Below are 14,341 nucleotides of genomic sequence, written 5' to 3'. Positions count from 1 at the left end.
TTCTGAGGCTAAACATAACCCGCGCGTAACAGGGGGTATTGATGCAAATCAAGCCAGTTCCAATATACTCCTTAGGGGGTATTTGACTGATTTTATTGGGTTTTTGCGTAACCTTTCGATTTATAAACACTTTCAGGCTATTGTTCTAAGATTGGCTTTAACATCACCGACAACGCAGTCTTACTAAAAATGATGAGGTAACGCGTGACGAAAACTCTTTTGCGTACCGTGAAAAATGTACGGTTGCCTGACCGGGAAGGGTTGTGGCAGATAGATATCGAAGGCGGCGTGATACGCCAGATTGTCCCTCAATGGGATAATGCCGACTATGGCGAGCATATCCTGGATGCTGAAGGGGGGTTGGCAATCCCTCCTTTTATCGAGCCGCACATTCATCTCGATACCACTCAAACCGCCGGTCAGCCAGCATGGAATCAGTCCGGTACGTTATTTGAAGGCATTGAACGCTGGGCAGAACGCAAGGCGCTGTTGTCGCATGAAGACGTCAAACAGCGCGCCTGGCAGACGCTAAAGTGGCAGATAGCCAACGGCATCCAGCATGTGCGCACCCATGTGGATGTGTCTGATCCGACGCTGACGGCACTCAAAGCCATGCTGGAAGTGAAAGCTGAAGTCGCGCCGTGGGTCACGCTGCAAATTGTGGCGTTTCCGCAGGAAGGCATCATGTCGTACCCGAACGGCGAAGCCTTGCTGGAAGAGGCGCTGAAGCTGGGCGCTGACGTCGTCGGTGCGATTCCCCATTTCGAGTTCACCCGCGAATACGGTGTGGAATCGCTGCATAAAACCTTCGAACTGGCGAAAAAATACGACAAGCTGATCGACGTCCATTGCGATGAAATTGACGATGAGCAGTCGCGTTTTGTCGAAACTGTGGCCGCGCTGGCCCTGCGTGAAAACATGGGCGCTCGCGTTACCGCCAGCCATACCACCGCGATGCATTCCTATAACGGCGCGTACACTTCGCGTTTATTCCGCTTGCTGAAAATGTCAGGTATCAACTTTGTCGCCAATCCGCTGGTCAATATCCACCTGCAGGGACGGTTTGACACCTATCCGAAACGCCGCGGTATTACGCGTGTGAAAGAAATGCTGGAGGCGGGGATCAACGTCTGTTTCGGCCATGATGATGTGTTTGACCCGTGGTATCCGCTCGGCACCGCCAATATGTTGCAGGTACTGCACATGGGGCTGCATGTCTGTCAGCTGATGGGATATCAGCAAATTAATGACGGGCTGAAGCTCATCACCACCTACAGCGCCCGCACGATGAATCTGCAAGGTTACGGTCTGGAAAGTGGCTATGCTGCCAGCCTGGTGATCCTGCCAGCACAAAGTGGTTTCGACGCGGTGCGCCGCCAGACACCGGTACAATATTCTCTGCGCGAGGGCGTACTGATCGCGCAAACACAGCTGGCAAAAACCCTCATCCATCTTGATGAAGATCACGCTGTGGATTTCAACAGCTAAGGCAGTGAAAAATATGATGTAATATTCTGAAATAATTGGAATATTTATTCCCAAGCGTAAATAAAGGTAAAGGTCTGGCGCTAAGCGTAAAGCCTCTTTAGAATCAGTGGGATCTGTTGTTTGTATTCTGAAGAAAGGAACCGTCATGTTTAAACGTACTTTAGTGGCCCTGACTGCGCTGCTATCCCTGACTGCAATGGAGCCTGTTCTTGCGGCCGCCCAAACCCATGTCATGCTGACCACTTCAGCGGGGAATATCGAATTGGAACTCGACAGTGCGAAGGCACCGGTTTCTGTGAAGAATTTCGTTGATTACGCTCAGAGCGGCTATTACAACAACACCATTTTCCACCGCGTGATCCCGGGCTTCATGGTGCAGGGTGGCGGTTTTACGGCTGACATGCAGCAAAAAGCGCCCAAAGAGCCGATCAAGAACGAAGCGGACAATGGCCTGCGTAACCTGCGCGGCACCATCGCCATGGCGCGTACTGCCGATAAAGACAGCGCGACCAGCCAGTTCTTCATCAACGTGGCAGATAACGCCTTCCTCGATCACGGTCAGCGTGATTTCGGCTATGCCGTATTCGGTAAAGTCATTAAAGGCATGGATGTGGTAGACAAAATGTCTCAGGTCAAAACGGATAATGTCGGGCCTTACCAGAACGTGCCGACGACGCCGATTGTGATCCTGTCTGCGAAAGTGCTGCCTTAATTTTTCAGCCCTTCCTCCAGAATACTGTTTTTCTAAGCCTCCGGTTCCGGGGGCTTTTTATTGCCTATTTATTGACGCCCCTTTGATGAGACTTATAGTTTTATAGAAAGCTCCCCGCCTGCCACTTTCAAGGACAATGAAATGAGTGAAGCCCGTCTGATTGCCAAAGCCATGAATGAAGGTAAACCGGTACAGGATCTGGTGATCCTTCCTGCGCTGGCGAACCGACATGGACTGATTACCGGCGCGACCGGTACCGGTAAAACCGTCACGCTGCAACGAATGGCCGAGCAGTTTTCCCGTATCGGTATTCCGGTTTTTCTGGCCGATGTGAAAGGGGATTTATCCGGTATTGGTGCTGAAGGTGTGGCGTCGGAAAAACTCGCCGCGCGGTTGAATGATATTGGCGTGACGGACTGGCAGCCGCAGGCATGCAGCATTATCCCGTGGGATATCTTTGGTGAAAAAGGCCATCCGATCCGCGCGACGATTTCTGACCTCGGGCCGCTGCTGCTGGCGCGATTGCTCGATCTTAATGACGTGCAAAGCGGCGTGCTGCAACTGGTGTTTAAGATTGCCGACGACAACGGCTTGTTGCTGCTCGATATGAAAGATTTGCGTGCCATGGTGCAGTTTACCGGTGATAACGCTAAACAGTTCCAGACGCAGTACGGCAATATTTCTTCCGCTTCCATCGGCGCCATTCAGCGAGGCTTGCTGACGCTGGAAGGTCAGGGCGCAAATCAGTTCTTCGGTGAGCCGATGCTGGATATTAATGACCTGATGAAAACCGACAAGAAAGGCCACGGTATTATCAACCTGCTGGCCGCGGATAAGCTGATTAATCAGCCTAAACTCTACTCCGTTTTCCTGCTGTGGCTGCTGGCTGAATTGTTTGAGCATCTGCCGGAAGTCGGTGACCCTGAGCAGCCCAAACTGGTGTTCTTCTTTGACGAAGCTCATCTGCTGTTCAATGACGCCCCGCAGGCGCTGCTGACAAAAATTGAACAGGTCGTGCGGCTGATCCGCTCCAAAGGCGTGGGTATTTACTTCGTGACGCAAAACCCGCTGGATATTCCTGACAGCGTGCTCGGGCAGCTCGGTAACCGCGTACAGCATGCCTTACGCGCCTTTACGCCGCGTGACCAGAAAGCGGTCAAAGCGGCGGCGCAAACACTGCGCGCGAATCCGGCTTTCGACGCTGAAACGGCGATCACTGAACTGGGCGTTGGCGAGGCGCTGGTGTCATTTCTGGATGAAAAGGGGCGTCCTGAAATCGTTGAGCGGGCGATGGTGATAGCGCCGGAATCGAAAATGGGCATGACTGGCGACGACGAACGTAACAAAGCGATCAACCAGTCGCCTCTGTATGGTCGCTATGAAGACAGCATAGACCGTGAATCGGCCTACGAAAAAATCACCGCACAAGGTTTCGGCACGATCAACACGCCGCAATCCACAGGCCCGGCCAAACCGGCGGCGCAAACCCCTTCCGGCGGTGGGCTGATGGGGGGACTGAATGAAATATTGTTCGGCAGCACCGGACCACGGGGGGGTAAACGTGACGGTGTGGTACAGGTTGCGGCAAAAAGCATGGCGCGTGATTTAGGTCGTCAGATCCTGCGTGGGGTTCTCGGTTCCATTATGGGAGGCCGTAAAAAGTAACATCCTTCTGCTAACGCGTATAAGCTGAAACGCATCAGCTTATGCGCGTCTCTTCCTGCCTGAGATCTCAGTTTCATTTGCAATTTCTCTCTGAAATTACGATTTTTTGCGAGGTCTGGCACGTTACTGCCTGTCATTTAGCATAAAAACCGCTCAACTTGAAGGCTGTCACGTTTTTCGCCTGCCGGACTTTGTAGGCTGAATTGCTTTTGGGCTAAATCAATTCAGCAAAAAGGGGTTATTGTGAAAAAATTACTCGTTACCGGGATCGTTCTGGGGCTTTTTTCGTGGCAGGCCACTGCACAAACCATCGTGCTGACGGATGCTGAAGCCGGTACAGAACTGGGAAACTGGAAGACCGACAACAAAAAGCTGAACATCGCGGGCGCGGATTTCAGCATCGAACAAAAAGTGCTTCACGGTGGCAAACAGGAAGGGTCAAAAGTCATCACTATTACCAGCAAAGGGCTGACGATTGCGCTGAGCCCGACGCGCGGGATGGATTTACTGCACGTGACCGGCGATAACATCCGCTTAGGTTGGGATTCTCCGGTTCAGGAGGTGGTGAATCCGGCCTATATCAACCTTGAAAGCCGTAACGGTGTGGGCTGGCTGGAAGGTTTCAACGAAATGATGGTGCGTTGCGGCTTTGAATGGACCGGACATCCTGTTACTGCTGACGGCATGATTTACACGCTGCACGGTCGGGCGGGCAATACAACAGCCTCGAAAGTGGTGGTTGATATTGCCGATAAAGCCCCTTATGAAATCACGGTGCGCGGCTTGCTGAAAGAAGACACCTTTAAGAAAGCCAAGCTGGAAACCTGGACTGAGCTGCGTTACGTGCCGGGTAGTCATTCGTGGACCATCCACGACACCCTGACTAACCAGTCGGATTATCCGCACGACTACCAGATTATTTATCACAGTAATTTCGGTCAGCCGATCCTTGAGCAGGGCGCCCGTTTCATTGCGCCGCTGAAATCAATTTCTCCGTTCAATGATTACGCCAAAAAAGGTTTAGCAGACTGGCAGACTTACGCCGGGCCAACCAAAGGCTTCGACGAGATGGTCTTTAACATGGTTCCGCTGGCGGATGCACAGGGTAAAACCATTGCTGGCGTAGTGAACAAAGCGGGCAACAAAGGAGCATCGATTGAATTCGATACCCATCAGTTGCCGCTGCTGACGCTGTGGAAAAACACCGACACTCTGAAGCAGGGTTACGTTACGGGTATTGAACCGGGCACCAACTATGCGTATCCGGTCACTATCGAACGTAAACAAGGCCGCGTGAAACAACTGCAACCCGGCCAGAGCACGGTGTTTGAACTGAAATATTCACTTCTGCCGGATGCGCAGGCGGTGAAACAGCTTGAGGATCGCGTGAAAACGCTTCAGGCAGATCATAAAACAGACGTGAACGAGACCCCTATCGCTGTTGAATAATCCGAGTTTAGGGCGCTGAAGCTGGCGCCCTTTTTTCTCTGTCTATACTTAACTCCACAAGGTATGTGCCCGAATGGCTGTACCCAGGGAGGAAATAATGGCGAAGAAACTGACACTCAGGCAGCAGGAAAAACTTTTTCGCGAACGTCAGCGGCAGAACTTTCAGGCCAGTAGCGCGCTGGATGGTTTGCAGGTTGAGGTTATCACGTTAGACAACGAACAAATTTCACAACGCCTCACCGAACTGAGGAAGCACTATGAACGATAAACTCGTGCCCGGTGCCGACCCTTACTATTATACCGGCATCAATGTGCTGAAAAACCGGCTGGAAATCCGTGAAGAACATCGTCTGTTGCAGGCCGAACTCGCATTTACTGCCCTGCGCGCGTCAGCGATGCCGCTTGGGCCTGCGGTGATGGGACTGCCGCATCTGTGTGCGGTGCATCTGTCTTTGTTCCAGGATATTTACGCCTGGGCAGGCGAGTTCCGTGAAATCGATATCTACAAGGATGACACTCAGTTTTGCCATTTCGAATACATCGAAAAAGAGGGCAACGCGCTGATGCAGGAGCTTGAAGAAGAAGCGTTTCTGGTCGGGTTACCCCTGGATAATCTCGCTGAGCGTCTGGCTCACTATTACACCGGCCTGAATCTGCTGCATCCGTTCCGCGAAGGTAACGGACGTGCGCTGCGGATCTTCATCGAGCAACTGGTCATTCATGCTGGCTACGATATTGACTGGTCCAAAGTGGATCGTGAGCGCTGGCTGGCGGCCAATAAAACGGCGGTGTTTGGTGATGAATCCGAGCTGGTGGCAATTTTTAATACTGTTGTCAGTGAAATCCCGGAAGAACATTGATCGACAAAATACTGAGCCCGAGCTGAAAAATGCGTAGAATTGCCCGGTAAATTTTCCGACTTTTACCGGGTACACTATGCTGCTGCTGATCGACAACTACGATTCCTTCACCTACAACCTCTATCAATATTTTTGCGAGCTAGGTGCAGAGGTGAAAGTGATGCGTAATGATCAGCTGACGCTCACCGACATTGAACAGCTTTCCCCCTCACATCTGGTGATTTCTCCCGGTCCGTGTACGCCTGATCAGGCTGGCATTTCCCTGCAAGCGATTGCCCATTTCTCCGACCGTTTACCGATACTTGGCGTGTGCCTCGGGCATCAGGCGATGGCGCAGGCGTTCGGCGCGAGCATCGTCCGCGCCCGGCAGGCCATTCACGGTAAAACATCCCCTGTCCGCCATACCGGCAGGAGTGTCTTTACCGGGCTGAATAATCCGCTGACCGTGACGCGCTACCATTCGCTGGTGGTCGCGCCACAGACGCTGCCCGATTGTTTCGAGGTTACTGCATGGACAGAACGGGATGGTGGTCGTGACGACATTATGGGCATCATGCACAAAACCTTGCCGCTGCATGGCGTTCAGTTCCATCCTGAAAGCATTTTGAGCGAGCAGGGGCATCAGCTTTTGGATAATTTCCTTAAAATCTAATCAGTTAATATTGCTGAAAAAATTACTTGCCCATCAGATGCGATTTCTGTTTGCCTGTATGTGATTTTTTATGCATATTTTGTGATTATATTTTCATATCAATGGTCGTGAGGGAGAAGGGTAATGGCGGAAAAATCATCGGTAGATCGGGGCACATTCGATAAAGTTATTTTGCCGGTTTATTCACCTGCGAAATTCATTCCCGTGAAAGGTAAAGGCAGTCGCGTGTGGGATCAGCAAGGGAACGAGTATGTTGATTTCGCCGGGGGTATCGCTGTGACGGCGCTTGGACATTGCCATCCGGCACTGGTGAAAGCGTTGCACGAGCAGGGCGAAACCCTGTGGCATGTCAGTAACGTATTTACCAATGAACCCGCCCTTCGACTGGCGCAGAAGCTGATCGACGCCACCTTTGCCGACCGCGTATTCTTCGCCAACTCCGGCGCTGAAGCCAACGAAGCGGCCTTTAAACTGGCGCGCTATTACGCTTCGCACCGTCACAGCCCGTACAAAAGTAAGATCATCGCTTTCCATAATGCCTTCCACGGTCGCACGCTGTTCACGGTTTCCGTGGGTGGCCAGCCGAAATACTCCGACGGCTTCGGCCCGAAACCCGCTGATATTGTGCACGTGCCGTTCAACGATCTGGATGCCGTAAAAGCGGTGATCGACGACCACACCTGCGCCATTGTTGTCGAGCCTGTGCAAGGGGAGGGCGGTGTCACGCCTGCGACCAAAGCGTTTCTGCAAGGTCTGCGCGAGCTTTGTGACAAACATCAGGCGCTGCTGGTGCTGGATGAAGTACAAAGCGGCATGGGGCGCAGCGGCAAGTTGTTCAGCTACATGCATTACGGCGTGACGCCAGACATCCTGACCACTGCCAAAGCGCTCGGCGGCGGTTTCCCGGTTTCCGCCATGCTGGCAACCGAAGACGTGGCCTCGGTGATGGAACCGGGCAAACACGGCACCACCTACGGCGGTAACCCGCTGGCCTGCGCCGTCGCTGAGGCTGCACTGGATATCATCAATACGCCAGACGTGCTGGCCGGGATCAACGAGCGCCGCGAGAAATTCATCAGCGCGCTGGAGGCCATCAACCAGAAATATCACATCTTCAGCGAGTTCCGCGGCCAGGGTTTGCTGATCGGCGCCGAGCTTTCTGATGCGTATAAAAACCGCGCCGGAGAATTCCATGCCGCCGCGGCAGAATTCGGATTGATGATGCTGGTCGCCGGACCAAACGTGATGCGGTTTGCGCCATCGCTTGTTATCGACTTCGCGGATATTGAAGAAGGGATGGAAAGGTTTGAGAAAGCCGTGGGGAAAGTTTGTGGGGGGTGATCCCCACGCCTCCGTCTTTAAACGCTTGATCGAGACAATTTCGGTTTCTCACTAACATTTATCACATGGCCTCTCGCGCCGAAACCGACCAAGAGGGAAAAGTGCTTTTTCCCTCTTGGATCTCCCTTCGCTTTTTCACTGCGCGCTGTCGCGGGCACGGCGGACATGTTCTGGCGCATTAGTGTGTGGCGCAAAATGTCATCGCTGCGCGATTCCCGAATTTCAGGCTTCGAGCCATAGGTCTCGAACCGTTCATTCGGTGCCATTTTTGAGCACGCCAATCGACATTTCTAAAAGATAAAACCCTTCTGCTTTTGAATTTAGAATCCTGCGGGCGAATCAGAAATCTTGCTGAACGGAGCGGCTTCGAGACCAGTGGCTCGAAGACCGAGAGAAGGAACCGCAACGCGGCAAGATTTCCAGCCTGTCGCTGTGGTTGCTGGAACATAGCCTACGAGCGAAGCGCGCAGTTTAAGACGTGGAGATTCCAAAGAGGGCTCGTCTTAGCCCTCTTTGGTCGGTTTCGGCTCGGTGAGTTAAGCGAACACGGCAATTGAAAAACCGAAACTTTCTCAATCCGTTTAAAAGAACGCCAGTACACGGCATCCGTACTTGAGAAACCGAAATTTTCTCAATTTCAAAAAGCAGTCTGACTGCAAGCCAGTAAAAAGGGGATTTGAAAGGGGTCTCCCCCTTCACGCCCGCCGCGTCAGCCAGATCCCATGATGCGGCCTCTGCTTCCACGCCAGTGACGAGATGGTATGCATCACGCTGAGATGTGAAATTACGCGCCGCAGATGGCGTTCCATTTCGGTCAGTGGCATATCCGGGTGAAGTTCCGGCGCATTAAACAGGTTGTTCTCGCTGCCCGGCCCGTCGTAGAGCAGTCGTTGTTGACAGCTTTGCAGCGCGATTTCGCAGGTCTGTAAATACTCCGTCGCCAGTTTTTCCGGCAGCATGTAATGCTCGCGGGCGAGGATCGTCATCGCGTTGATATGCTCAACCACAAACTGACTGTGCGTCACCCACAAACGCATATCCGCCAGATAATGTGAGTTAAAACCCGGCTCCTGCATCGCCTGATTTAGCGAAGTGAACAGCTTATTGTGCGCCTGATTGACCTGCATACGGGTGTACGCCAGTTTGGCGGTGTCGGGGCTTTCCTCGAGCAGCAGGCGGATAGCGTCCTGATAGATTTCCAGCGCCTGGTGTGCATTCTGGCGCAGCAAACCGCTTTGCCATTGCGGCCACAACCAGATAGTGCCACCAAAGGCCAGCGCGCAGCCGATCAGGGTATCGACCAGTCGTGGTACCAGAAAATGCACGCCGTTCATCGCCAGCAATTGCAGGGTATACACTGCAGTCACCGTCATGCCGACCATCGCCAGTCCGTAGTTTTTGCGCAGAACGGTATAGGACAACAGGGTGATCAGCAGCATGCACAGCAGCGTGGTGCCTTCCGGCAGTTCCAGTTTGAGCAAGCCTGAGGCAATCAGCAATCCGGCCAGCGTACCGAGTGCACGGTGCTGGATCCTCACCCGCGTGGCGTTATAACCGTTCTGGCTGACCAACATGATAGTCAGCAAGATCCAGTAGGGTTTGGGCAAATTGAAGAACAGACCCAGACTGCTGCCAATCGCCAGAATAATGCCCAAACGTGCGGCATTACGCAGTGCCACGGATTTGAAGGAAAGATAGCTTTTCAGCGCGGGCCAGAAGGGCAAACGCGGCTGGGTGTTCATCAGGTCACGTTTGTACAACGGCCGCTGTGTGCGTAACAGACGGGCAATGCGGCTGAAATGGTAATAACAAAACTGACCTACCGGATTGTCCGGGTTGCGCGCGGCGATTTTCTCCAGCGCGGTCAGCTCATTGGCCATCGTAAAGCGCCCGGATAAACGGTGATAAAGAATATCGTCGGCAATCACCCGAAGACGGGTGGAAATCACCTGTGCATTTCGGCGGATAACCGCTTCGGCATGGCTTTCCTCCACCAGTTTCTGCACTTCTTCCGGCTGATGCAGGCTCACTGTAATGTGCTCCTGCAAATCGAGCGCCACCTGAAAACGCTGAAATAGCCGCTTATGGTGATGATGATGTCCGTGCTGGGGCAACATGTGTAATTGCTGATAAAGCAGGGCAATCAGGTCGATAACCTGCTGCTGGCGGGCTAGCAGTGGGGGTAACGCGGTTTCGGGATCGGTGTGTTGCGTCAGCAGGCTGTACTTGGCTTCGAAATAATCCGCGAGTTGCAGATAGAGCTGGCTGAGCGTTTCGCGCATCGGCTGTTCTTCCGAAATACGAAACCACGCCCAGTTAAACAATCCGTACCAGGCTGTGCCAGCGGCGAACAACACCGGGGCCTGCCACATCGGGCGCACGCCCACCATACTCAGCGTGAAGATAGTCGCCACCAGCGCACCGGGCAACAGGCGCGCATGCAGCGGGCTGATTTCACCGGTGACGCCGAGCAGTAACGCCAGCGACAGCATGATCAGCGGCAGCGGTATATGCCAGCTTTCGAGCATCAGTTGCAGCAGAAGGCTGCTCACGGCAAAGAGTGAACCGCCGACGAGCAGGCGTTTGAAAAAGCGTTTATGCGGGGTATCCAGACCGGCGATGTTACAACAGGCCGGGCAGAGGGAAAACAGCAGGCCCATTTGCAAATTGCCAAACAGCCAGCAAATGCCAACAGGTAAGCACAACACCAGCGTCTGGCGCAGCGCGTAGTTCACTTCAGGATGGTAAAACAGTCTTCGCCATAGCGTCATGGGTAAAGCTTAGCCCATAAAAAAGGCGCGACAGTGTTTTGCCGCGCCAATTTTTGAGGGATTAACGTGTGCCGTAAACGACAATCGTTTTACCGTGTGCGGAGATCAGGCTTTGATCTTCCAGCATTTTGAGAATGCGTCCGACTGTTTCACGTGAACAACCGACGATTTGGCCAATTTCCTGGCGGGTAATCTTGATTTGCATCCCGTCCGGATGGGTCATTGCATCAGGCTGTTTAGCCAGATTGAGCAAGGTTTGAGCGATACGACCGGTAACGTCAAGGAAGGCAAGGTTGCCGACTTTCTCTGACGTCACTTGCAGACGGTTGGCCATCTGCGCGGAGAGACGCATCAGAATATCCGGGTTAACCTGAATCAGCTGGCGGAATTTTTTATACGAAATTTCAGCCACTTCACAGGCAGTTTTAGCACGTACCCAGGCACTGCGTTCCTGACCTTCTTCGAAGAGTCCCAGCTCACCGATGAAGTCACCTTGGTTAAGGTAGGACAGTATCATTTCCTTGCCTTCTTCATCTTTAATCAGGACAGCAACTGACCCTTTCACGATGTAGTAAAGCGTTTCGGCTTTTTCACCCTGGTGAATCAGCGTACTTTTAGAAGGATACTTATGTATATGACAGTGAGACAGGAACCATTCAAGAGTCGGGTCTGTTTGTGGCTTGCCGAGAACCATTTGCTATTATCCTCTGTTGTTATCGCTGCCCAAAATCACAGGGCTCAGAGTTCCCTGTACGGCACTTCAAATCCAAAGCGCCCTTTCAGCATATAACTCTCCAGAAATGCTGCAAGCGGATGTCGGAGTGCAACAGCCTGTTTATTGCTGTCATCACCGTGGGTTCTGTACTTAAACCGCAAAAACCGTCACCGCAATTTACTGGAAAGTATGTTTCGGCTTTGTTTGTAGCACAGGTTTGAGATGCTGTCTTCTGTTGTCTCGCTTCAGCATGATGGCGATCGGGTTACGTTGCCAGATTTTAGGTGAAAGGGTACTCTGAGAGCAGATTTCGACAAGTTTATTCACCGGGAGAATAGTTCATGCATGCACGTGTCAAATGGGTTGAAGGACTGACATTTTTAGGTGAGTCTGCATCGGGTCATCAGATTTCAATGGATGGAAACGCGGGTGATAAAGCCCCAAGCCCGATGGAAATGTTACTGATGTCCGCAGGGGGGTGTAGTGCAATCGACGTGGTGTCAATTTTGCAAAAAGGTCGTAATGACGTGCGTGATTGTGAAGTGAAGCTGACCTCACAACGCCGCGAAGAAGCGCCGCGTCTGTTCACTCACATCAATCTGCATTTTATCGTCACCGGTAAGGATCTGACCGATAAGATTGTTGAACGCGCAGTCAGCCTGTCTGCCGAAAAATACTGTTCTGTGTCTCTGATGCTGGGGAAAGCGGCCACAATCACCCACAGCTTTGAAGTGATTGCAGCCGAATAAAGTTTACTCGATCTTCTTGCCTTCCATCAGGCGCTGCACCAGCGGCGCCATGATCAGCTCCATCGCCAGCCCCATTTTGCCGCCCGGCACCACCAGTGTTTTGATGTGCGAGATAAACGACCCTTGCAGCATGGCCAGCAGATACGGGAAATCGATGTCATCCAGTCCCTGAAAATGAATCACCACAAAGCTTTCATCCAGTGACGGAATGGCTTTGGCGGCAAACGGGTTCGAGGTGTCGATGGTGGGTACCCGCTGGAAATTGATGTGTGTGCGGGAAAACTGCGGCGTAATGTAATTGATATAGTCATCCATCGAACGCACGACGGAATCCATCACCGCTTCACGGGAATGCCCGCGCTCGCCGGTATCGCGCACCAGTTTCTGGATCCATTCGAGGTTGACGATAGGCACTACGCCGACCAGCAGGTCGACCTGCGCGGCAACGTCAATTTTGTCCGCCACCACGCCACCGTGTAACCCTTCGTAAAACAAAATATCCGTCGGTTCCGGCAACGCCTGCCACGGCGTAAAGGTACCCGGCACCTGATTGTAGGGAACGGCTTCGTCATAAGTATGCAGATACTTACGTGAACGACCAGTGCCTGTTTTACCGTATTCGATAAAGCTTTTTTCCAGCAAACCAAAGTCATTGGCTTCCGGCCCGAAGTAGCTGATATGACGTCCCAGATCGCGCGCCTTGCGTATTGCCGCATCCATTTCAGGACGGGTGAAATGATGAAAACTGTCGCCTTCCAGTTCCGCCGCACGCAAACCAAGCTGCTGAAATATTTTACGAAATGCCACGCTGGTGGTCGTGGTGCCTGCACCGCTCGAACCGGTCACGGCAATAACAGGATGTTTGGCTGACATAATGCGCTGTTCTCCATAAAGGTGATGCAGGCAGGCGAGACGCGGTCTTTTCTGTGGTCGAAGTTCTGGCGTCAAGGCTGCGCATAATTAAGCCTATTGTTACCATATTTATTCGCGAAGCCAAAGAGGGCATCACTATTCTAAACCCGCCAGCAACGGTTGGATCAGCGGGTCCTTCTGGTGGAACAGAGAAACAATGTCATGCAGCGCCTTGCCTGTGTACTCCTTTTTCCACGCCAGACTGAGCGGGGAAGGGGCGCGCGGATAGCGGATTTGTCGGGCGATCAGCTCGCCGCTGTCGAGATATGGCTGGCACAGATGGCGCGGCAGAAAACCGATACCCATTCCCTTCAGGTGACAGGCCAGTTTAGTCGCCACATCTGCCACGATGATCTGCCGTTGCCCGGTCAGCAACCAGGCTACCCGCTTGTTCAGATGGCGCGAGGTGTCTTCCACATTGATGGCAATGTACTGACGCAACACCGCTTCTTCCAGCATGCCAGTGATGTGCTGCAGCGGATGAAAGGGCGCATGAACAAAAATCCAGTCCACTTCACCCAGCGGCAGCAGATTCACGGCGTTAGAAAGAGATTCGGTGCCGGTGACGCCAATCGCCAGCTGAAAATCTTCGTACAGCAGCGTATCCCATACCCCCATGTAAATCTGTCGTGTGAAAGTGAACTGCGTGAACGGGTAGCGCTGCGTCAGACAGCTTAATAACGCCGCCAGAGTTTCAGGGCAGTACATCAGATTGTTCACCACCACATTCAGCTGGCGCTCAATGCCGTCGTTAATCTGCTGCAGTTCTGCCGGTACACCCTCCAGCCAGGTTAGCCACTGGCGACATCGTTCAAGCAGATGCTGTCCGGCGGGCGTCAGCGACACCGTACGGGTCGTGCGGTTGAGCAATAACGTCCCGGCACTGTCTTCCAGCATCTTAATTCGATAGCTGATGGTCGCGGGCGTTTTATGCAGCATCTCTGCCGCGCGGGAAAAGCTGCCTGTTTGTGCGACGTGCATAAAGGTTTTAATCGACTCCTCATCCAGCATAGGTCACCCGAAGTAA

At 52.8% G+C, this 14,341-nt stretch carries 13 protein-coding genes; 9 read left to right on the top strand and 4 right to left on the bottom strand.

What is annotated here, in order from left to right:
- Positions 1-204: 204 nt before the first annotated feature.
- From LC431_RS12210 to LC431_RS12175, 8 genes are all read left to right on the top strand, one after another.
- Positions 205-1,488 carry a cytosine deaminase gene (locus LC431_RS12210; RefSeq protein WP_013573625.1) on the top strand — a complete coding sequence of 428 codons (1,284 nt, stop codon included), beginning with the start codon at positions 205-207 and terminating at the stop codon, positions 1,486-1,488.
- Between the two features lie 145 nt (positions 1,489-1,633).
- A complete protein-coding gene (gene ppiA / locus LC431_RS12205; RefSeq protein WP_013573626.1) occupies positions 1,634-2,200 on the top strand; it encodes a peptidylprolyl isomerase A in 567 nt (188 codons plus the stop codon).
- A 141-nt stretch (positions 2,201-2,341) separates the two neighbouring features.
- A complete protein-coding gene (locus LC431_RS12200) occupies positions 2,342-3,865 on the top strand; it encodes a helicase HerA-like C-terminal domain-containing protein (RefSeq protein ID WP_037033645.1) in 1,524 nt (507 codons plus the stop codon).
- A 243-nt stretch (positions 3,866-4,108) separates the two neighbouring features.
- Positions 4,109-5,314 (top strand): aldose 1-epimerase family protein, encoded by a 1,206-nt coding sequence (locus tag LC431_RS12195; protein WP_223509911.1) that lies wholly within the window; start codon positions 4,109-4,111, stop codon positions 5,312-5,314.
- A 97-nt stretch (positions 5,315-5,411) separates the two neighbouring features.
- Positions 5,412-5,582 (top strand): YhfG family protein, encoded by a 171-nt coding sequence (locus LC431_RS12190; protein ID WP_013573629.1) that lies wholly within the window; start codon positions 5,412-5,414, stop codon positions 5,580-5,582.
- Positions 5,572-6,174 (top strand): putative adenosine monophosphate-protein transferase Fic, encoded by a 603-nt coding sequence (locus tag LC431_RS12185; RefSeq protein ID WP_014411515.1) that lies wholly within the window; start codon positions 5,572-5,574, stop codon positions 6,172-6,174. Before LC431_RS12190 ends, LC431_RS12185 begins: the two co-directional genes overlap by 11 nt.
- Positions 6,175-6,250: 76 nt before the next feature.
- Positions 6,251-6,826 (top strand): aminodeoxychorismate synthase component II, encoded by a 576-nt coding sequence (locus LC431_RS12180; protein ID WP_013573631.1) that lies wholly within the window; start codon positions 6,251-6,253, stop codon positions 6,824-6,826.
- A gap of 123 nt (positions 6,827-6,949) precedes the next feature.
- On the top strand, positions 6,950-8,167 hold the full coding sequence (locus LC431_RS12175; RefSeq protein WP_013573632.1) for an aspartate aminotransferase family protein: 1,218 nt from the start codon (positions 6,950-6,952) through the stop codon (positions 8,165-8,167).
- Positions 8,168-8,862: 695 nt separating this feature from the next.
- Here LC431_RS12175 and LC431_RS12170 read toward each other — a convergent pair.
- Complete coding sequence (locus LC431_RS12170; RefSeq protein ID WP_119261126.1) at positions 8,863-10,938, bottom strand: YccS/YhfK family putative transporter; 2,076 nt, start codon at positions 10,936-10,938, stop codon at positions 8,863-8,865.
- A gap of 61 nt (positions 10,939-10,999) precedes the next feature.
- Positions 11,000-11,632, bottom strand: coding sequence for a cAMP-activated global transcriptional regulator CRP (gene crp / locus LC431_RS12165; protein ID WP_013573634.1), 633 nt, complete (start codon positions 11,630-11,632; stop codon positions 11,000-11,002).
- Positions 11,633-11,994: 362 nt separating this feature from the next.
- On the opposite strand from crp, the gene LC431_RS12160 reads away from it, so the two are divergent.
- A complete protein-coding gene (locus LC431_RS12160) occupies positions 11,995-12,402 on the top strand; it encodes an OsmC family protein (RefSeq protein ID WP_013573635.1) in 408 nt (135 codons plus the stop codon).
- 3 nt (positions 12,403-12,405) lie between these two features.
- Here LC431_RS12160 and LC431_RS12155 read toward each other — a convergent pair whose 3' ends face one another.
- Both LC431_RS12155 and allS read right to left on the bottom strand, forming a co-directional pair.
- Positions 12,406-13,275 (bottom strand): phosphoribulokinase, encoded by an 870-nt coding sequence (locus tag LC431_RS12155; protein WP_013573636.1) that lies wholly within the window; start codon positions 13,273-13,275, stop codon positions 12,406-12,408.
- A gap of 135 nt (positions 13,276-13,410) precedes the next feature.
- Positions 13,411-14,325 carry an HTH-type transcriptional activator AllS gene (gene allS / locus LC431_RS12150; protein WP_112151925.1) on the bottom strand — a complete coding sequence of 305 codons (915 nt, stop codon included), beginning with the start codon at positions 14,323-14,325 and terminating at the stop codon, positions 13,411-13,413.
- Between the last annotated feature and the right edge of the window lie 16 nt (positions 14,326-14,341).

The organism is Rahnella sp. GSA61A, from assembly GCF_019969905.1.
GTDB lineage: Bacteria > Pseudomonadota > Gammaproteobacteria > Enterobacterales > Enterobacteriaceae > Rahnella > Rahnella aceris.
Note: the sequence above shows the minus strand (reverse complement) of the source record. Positions and strands in the feature narration are given on the sequence as shown.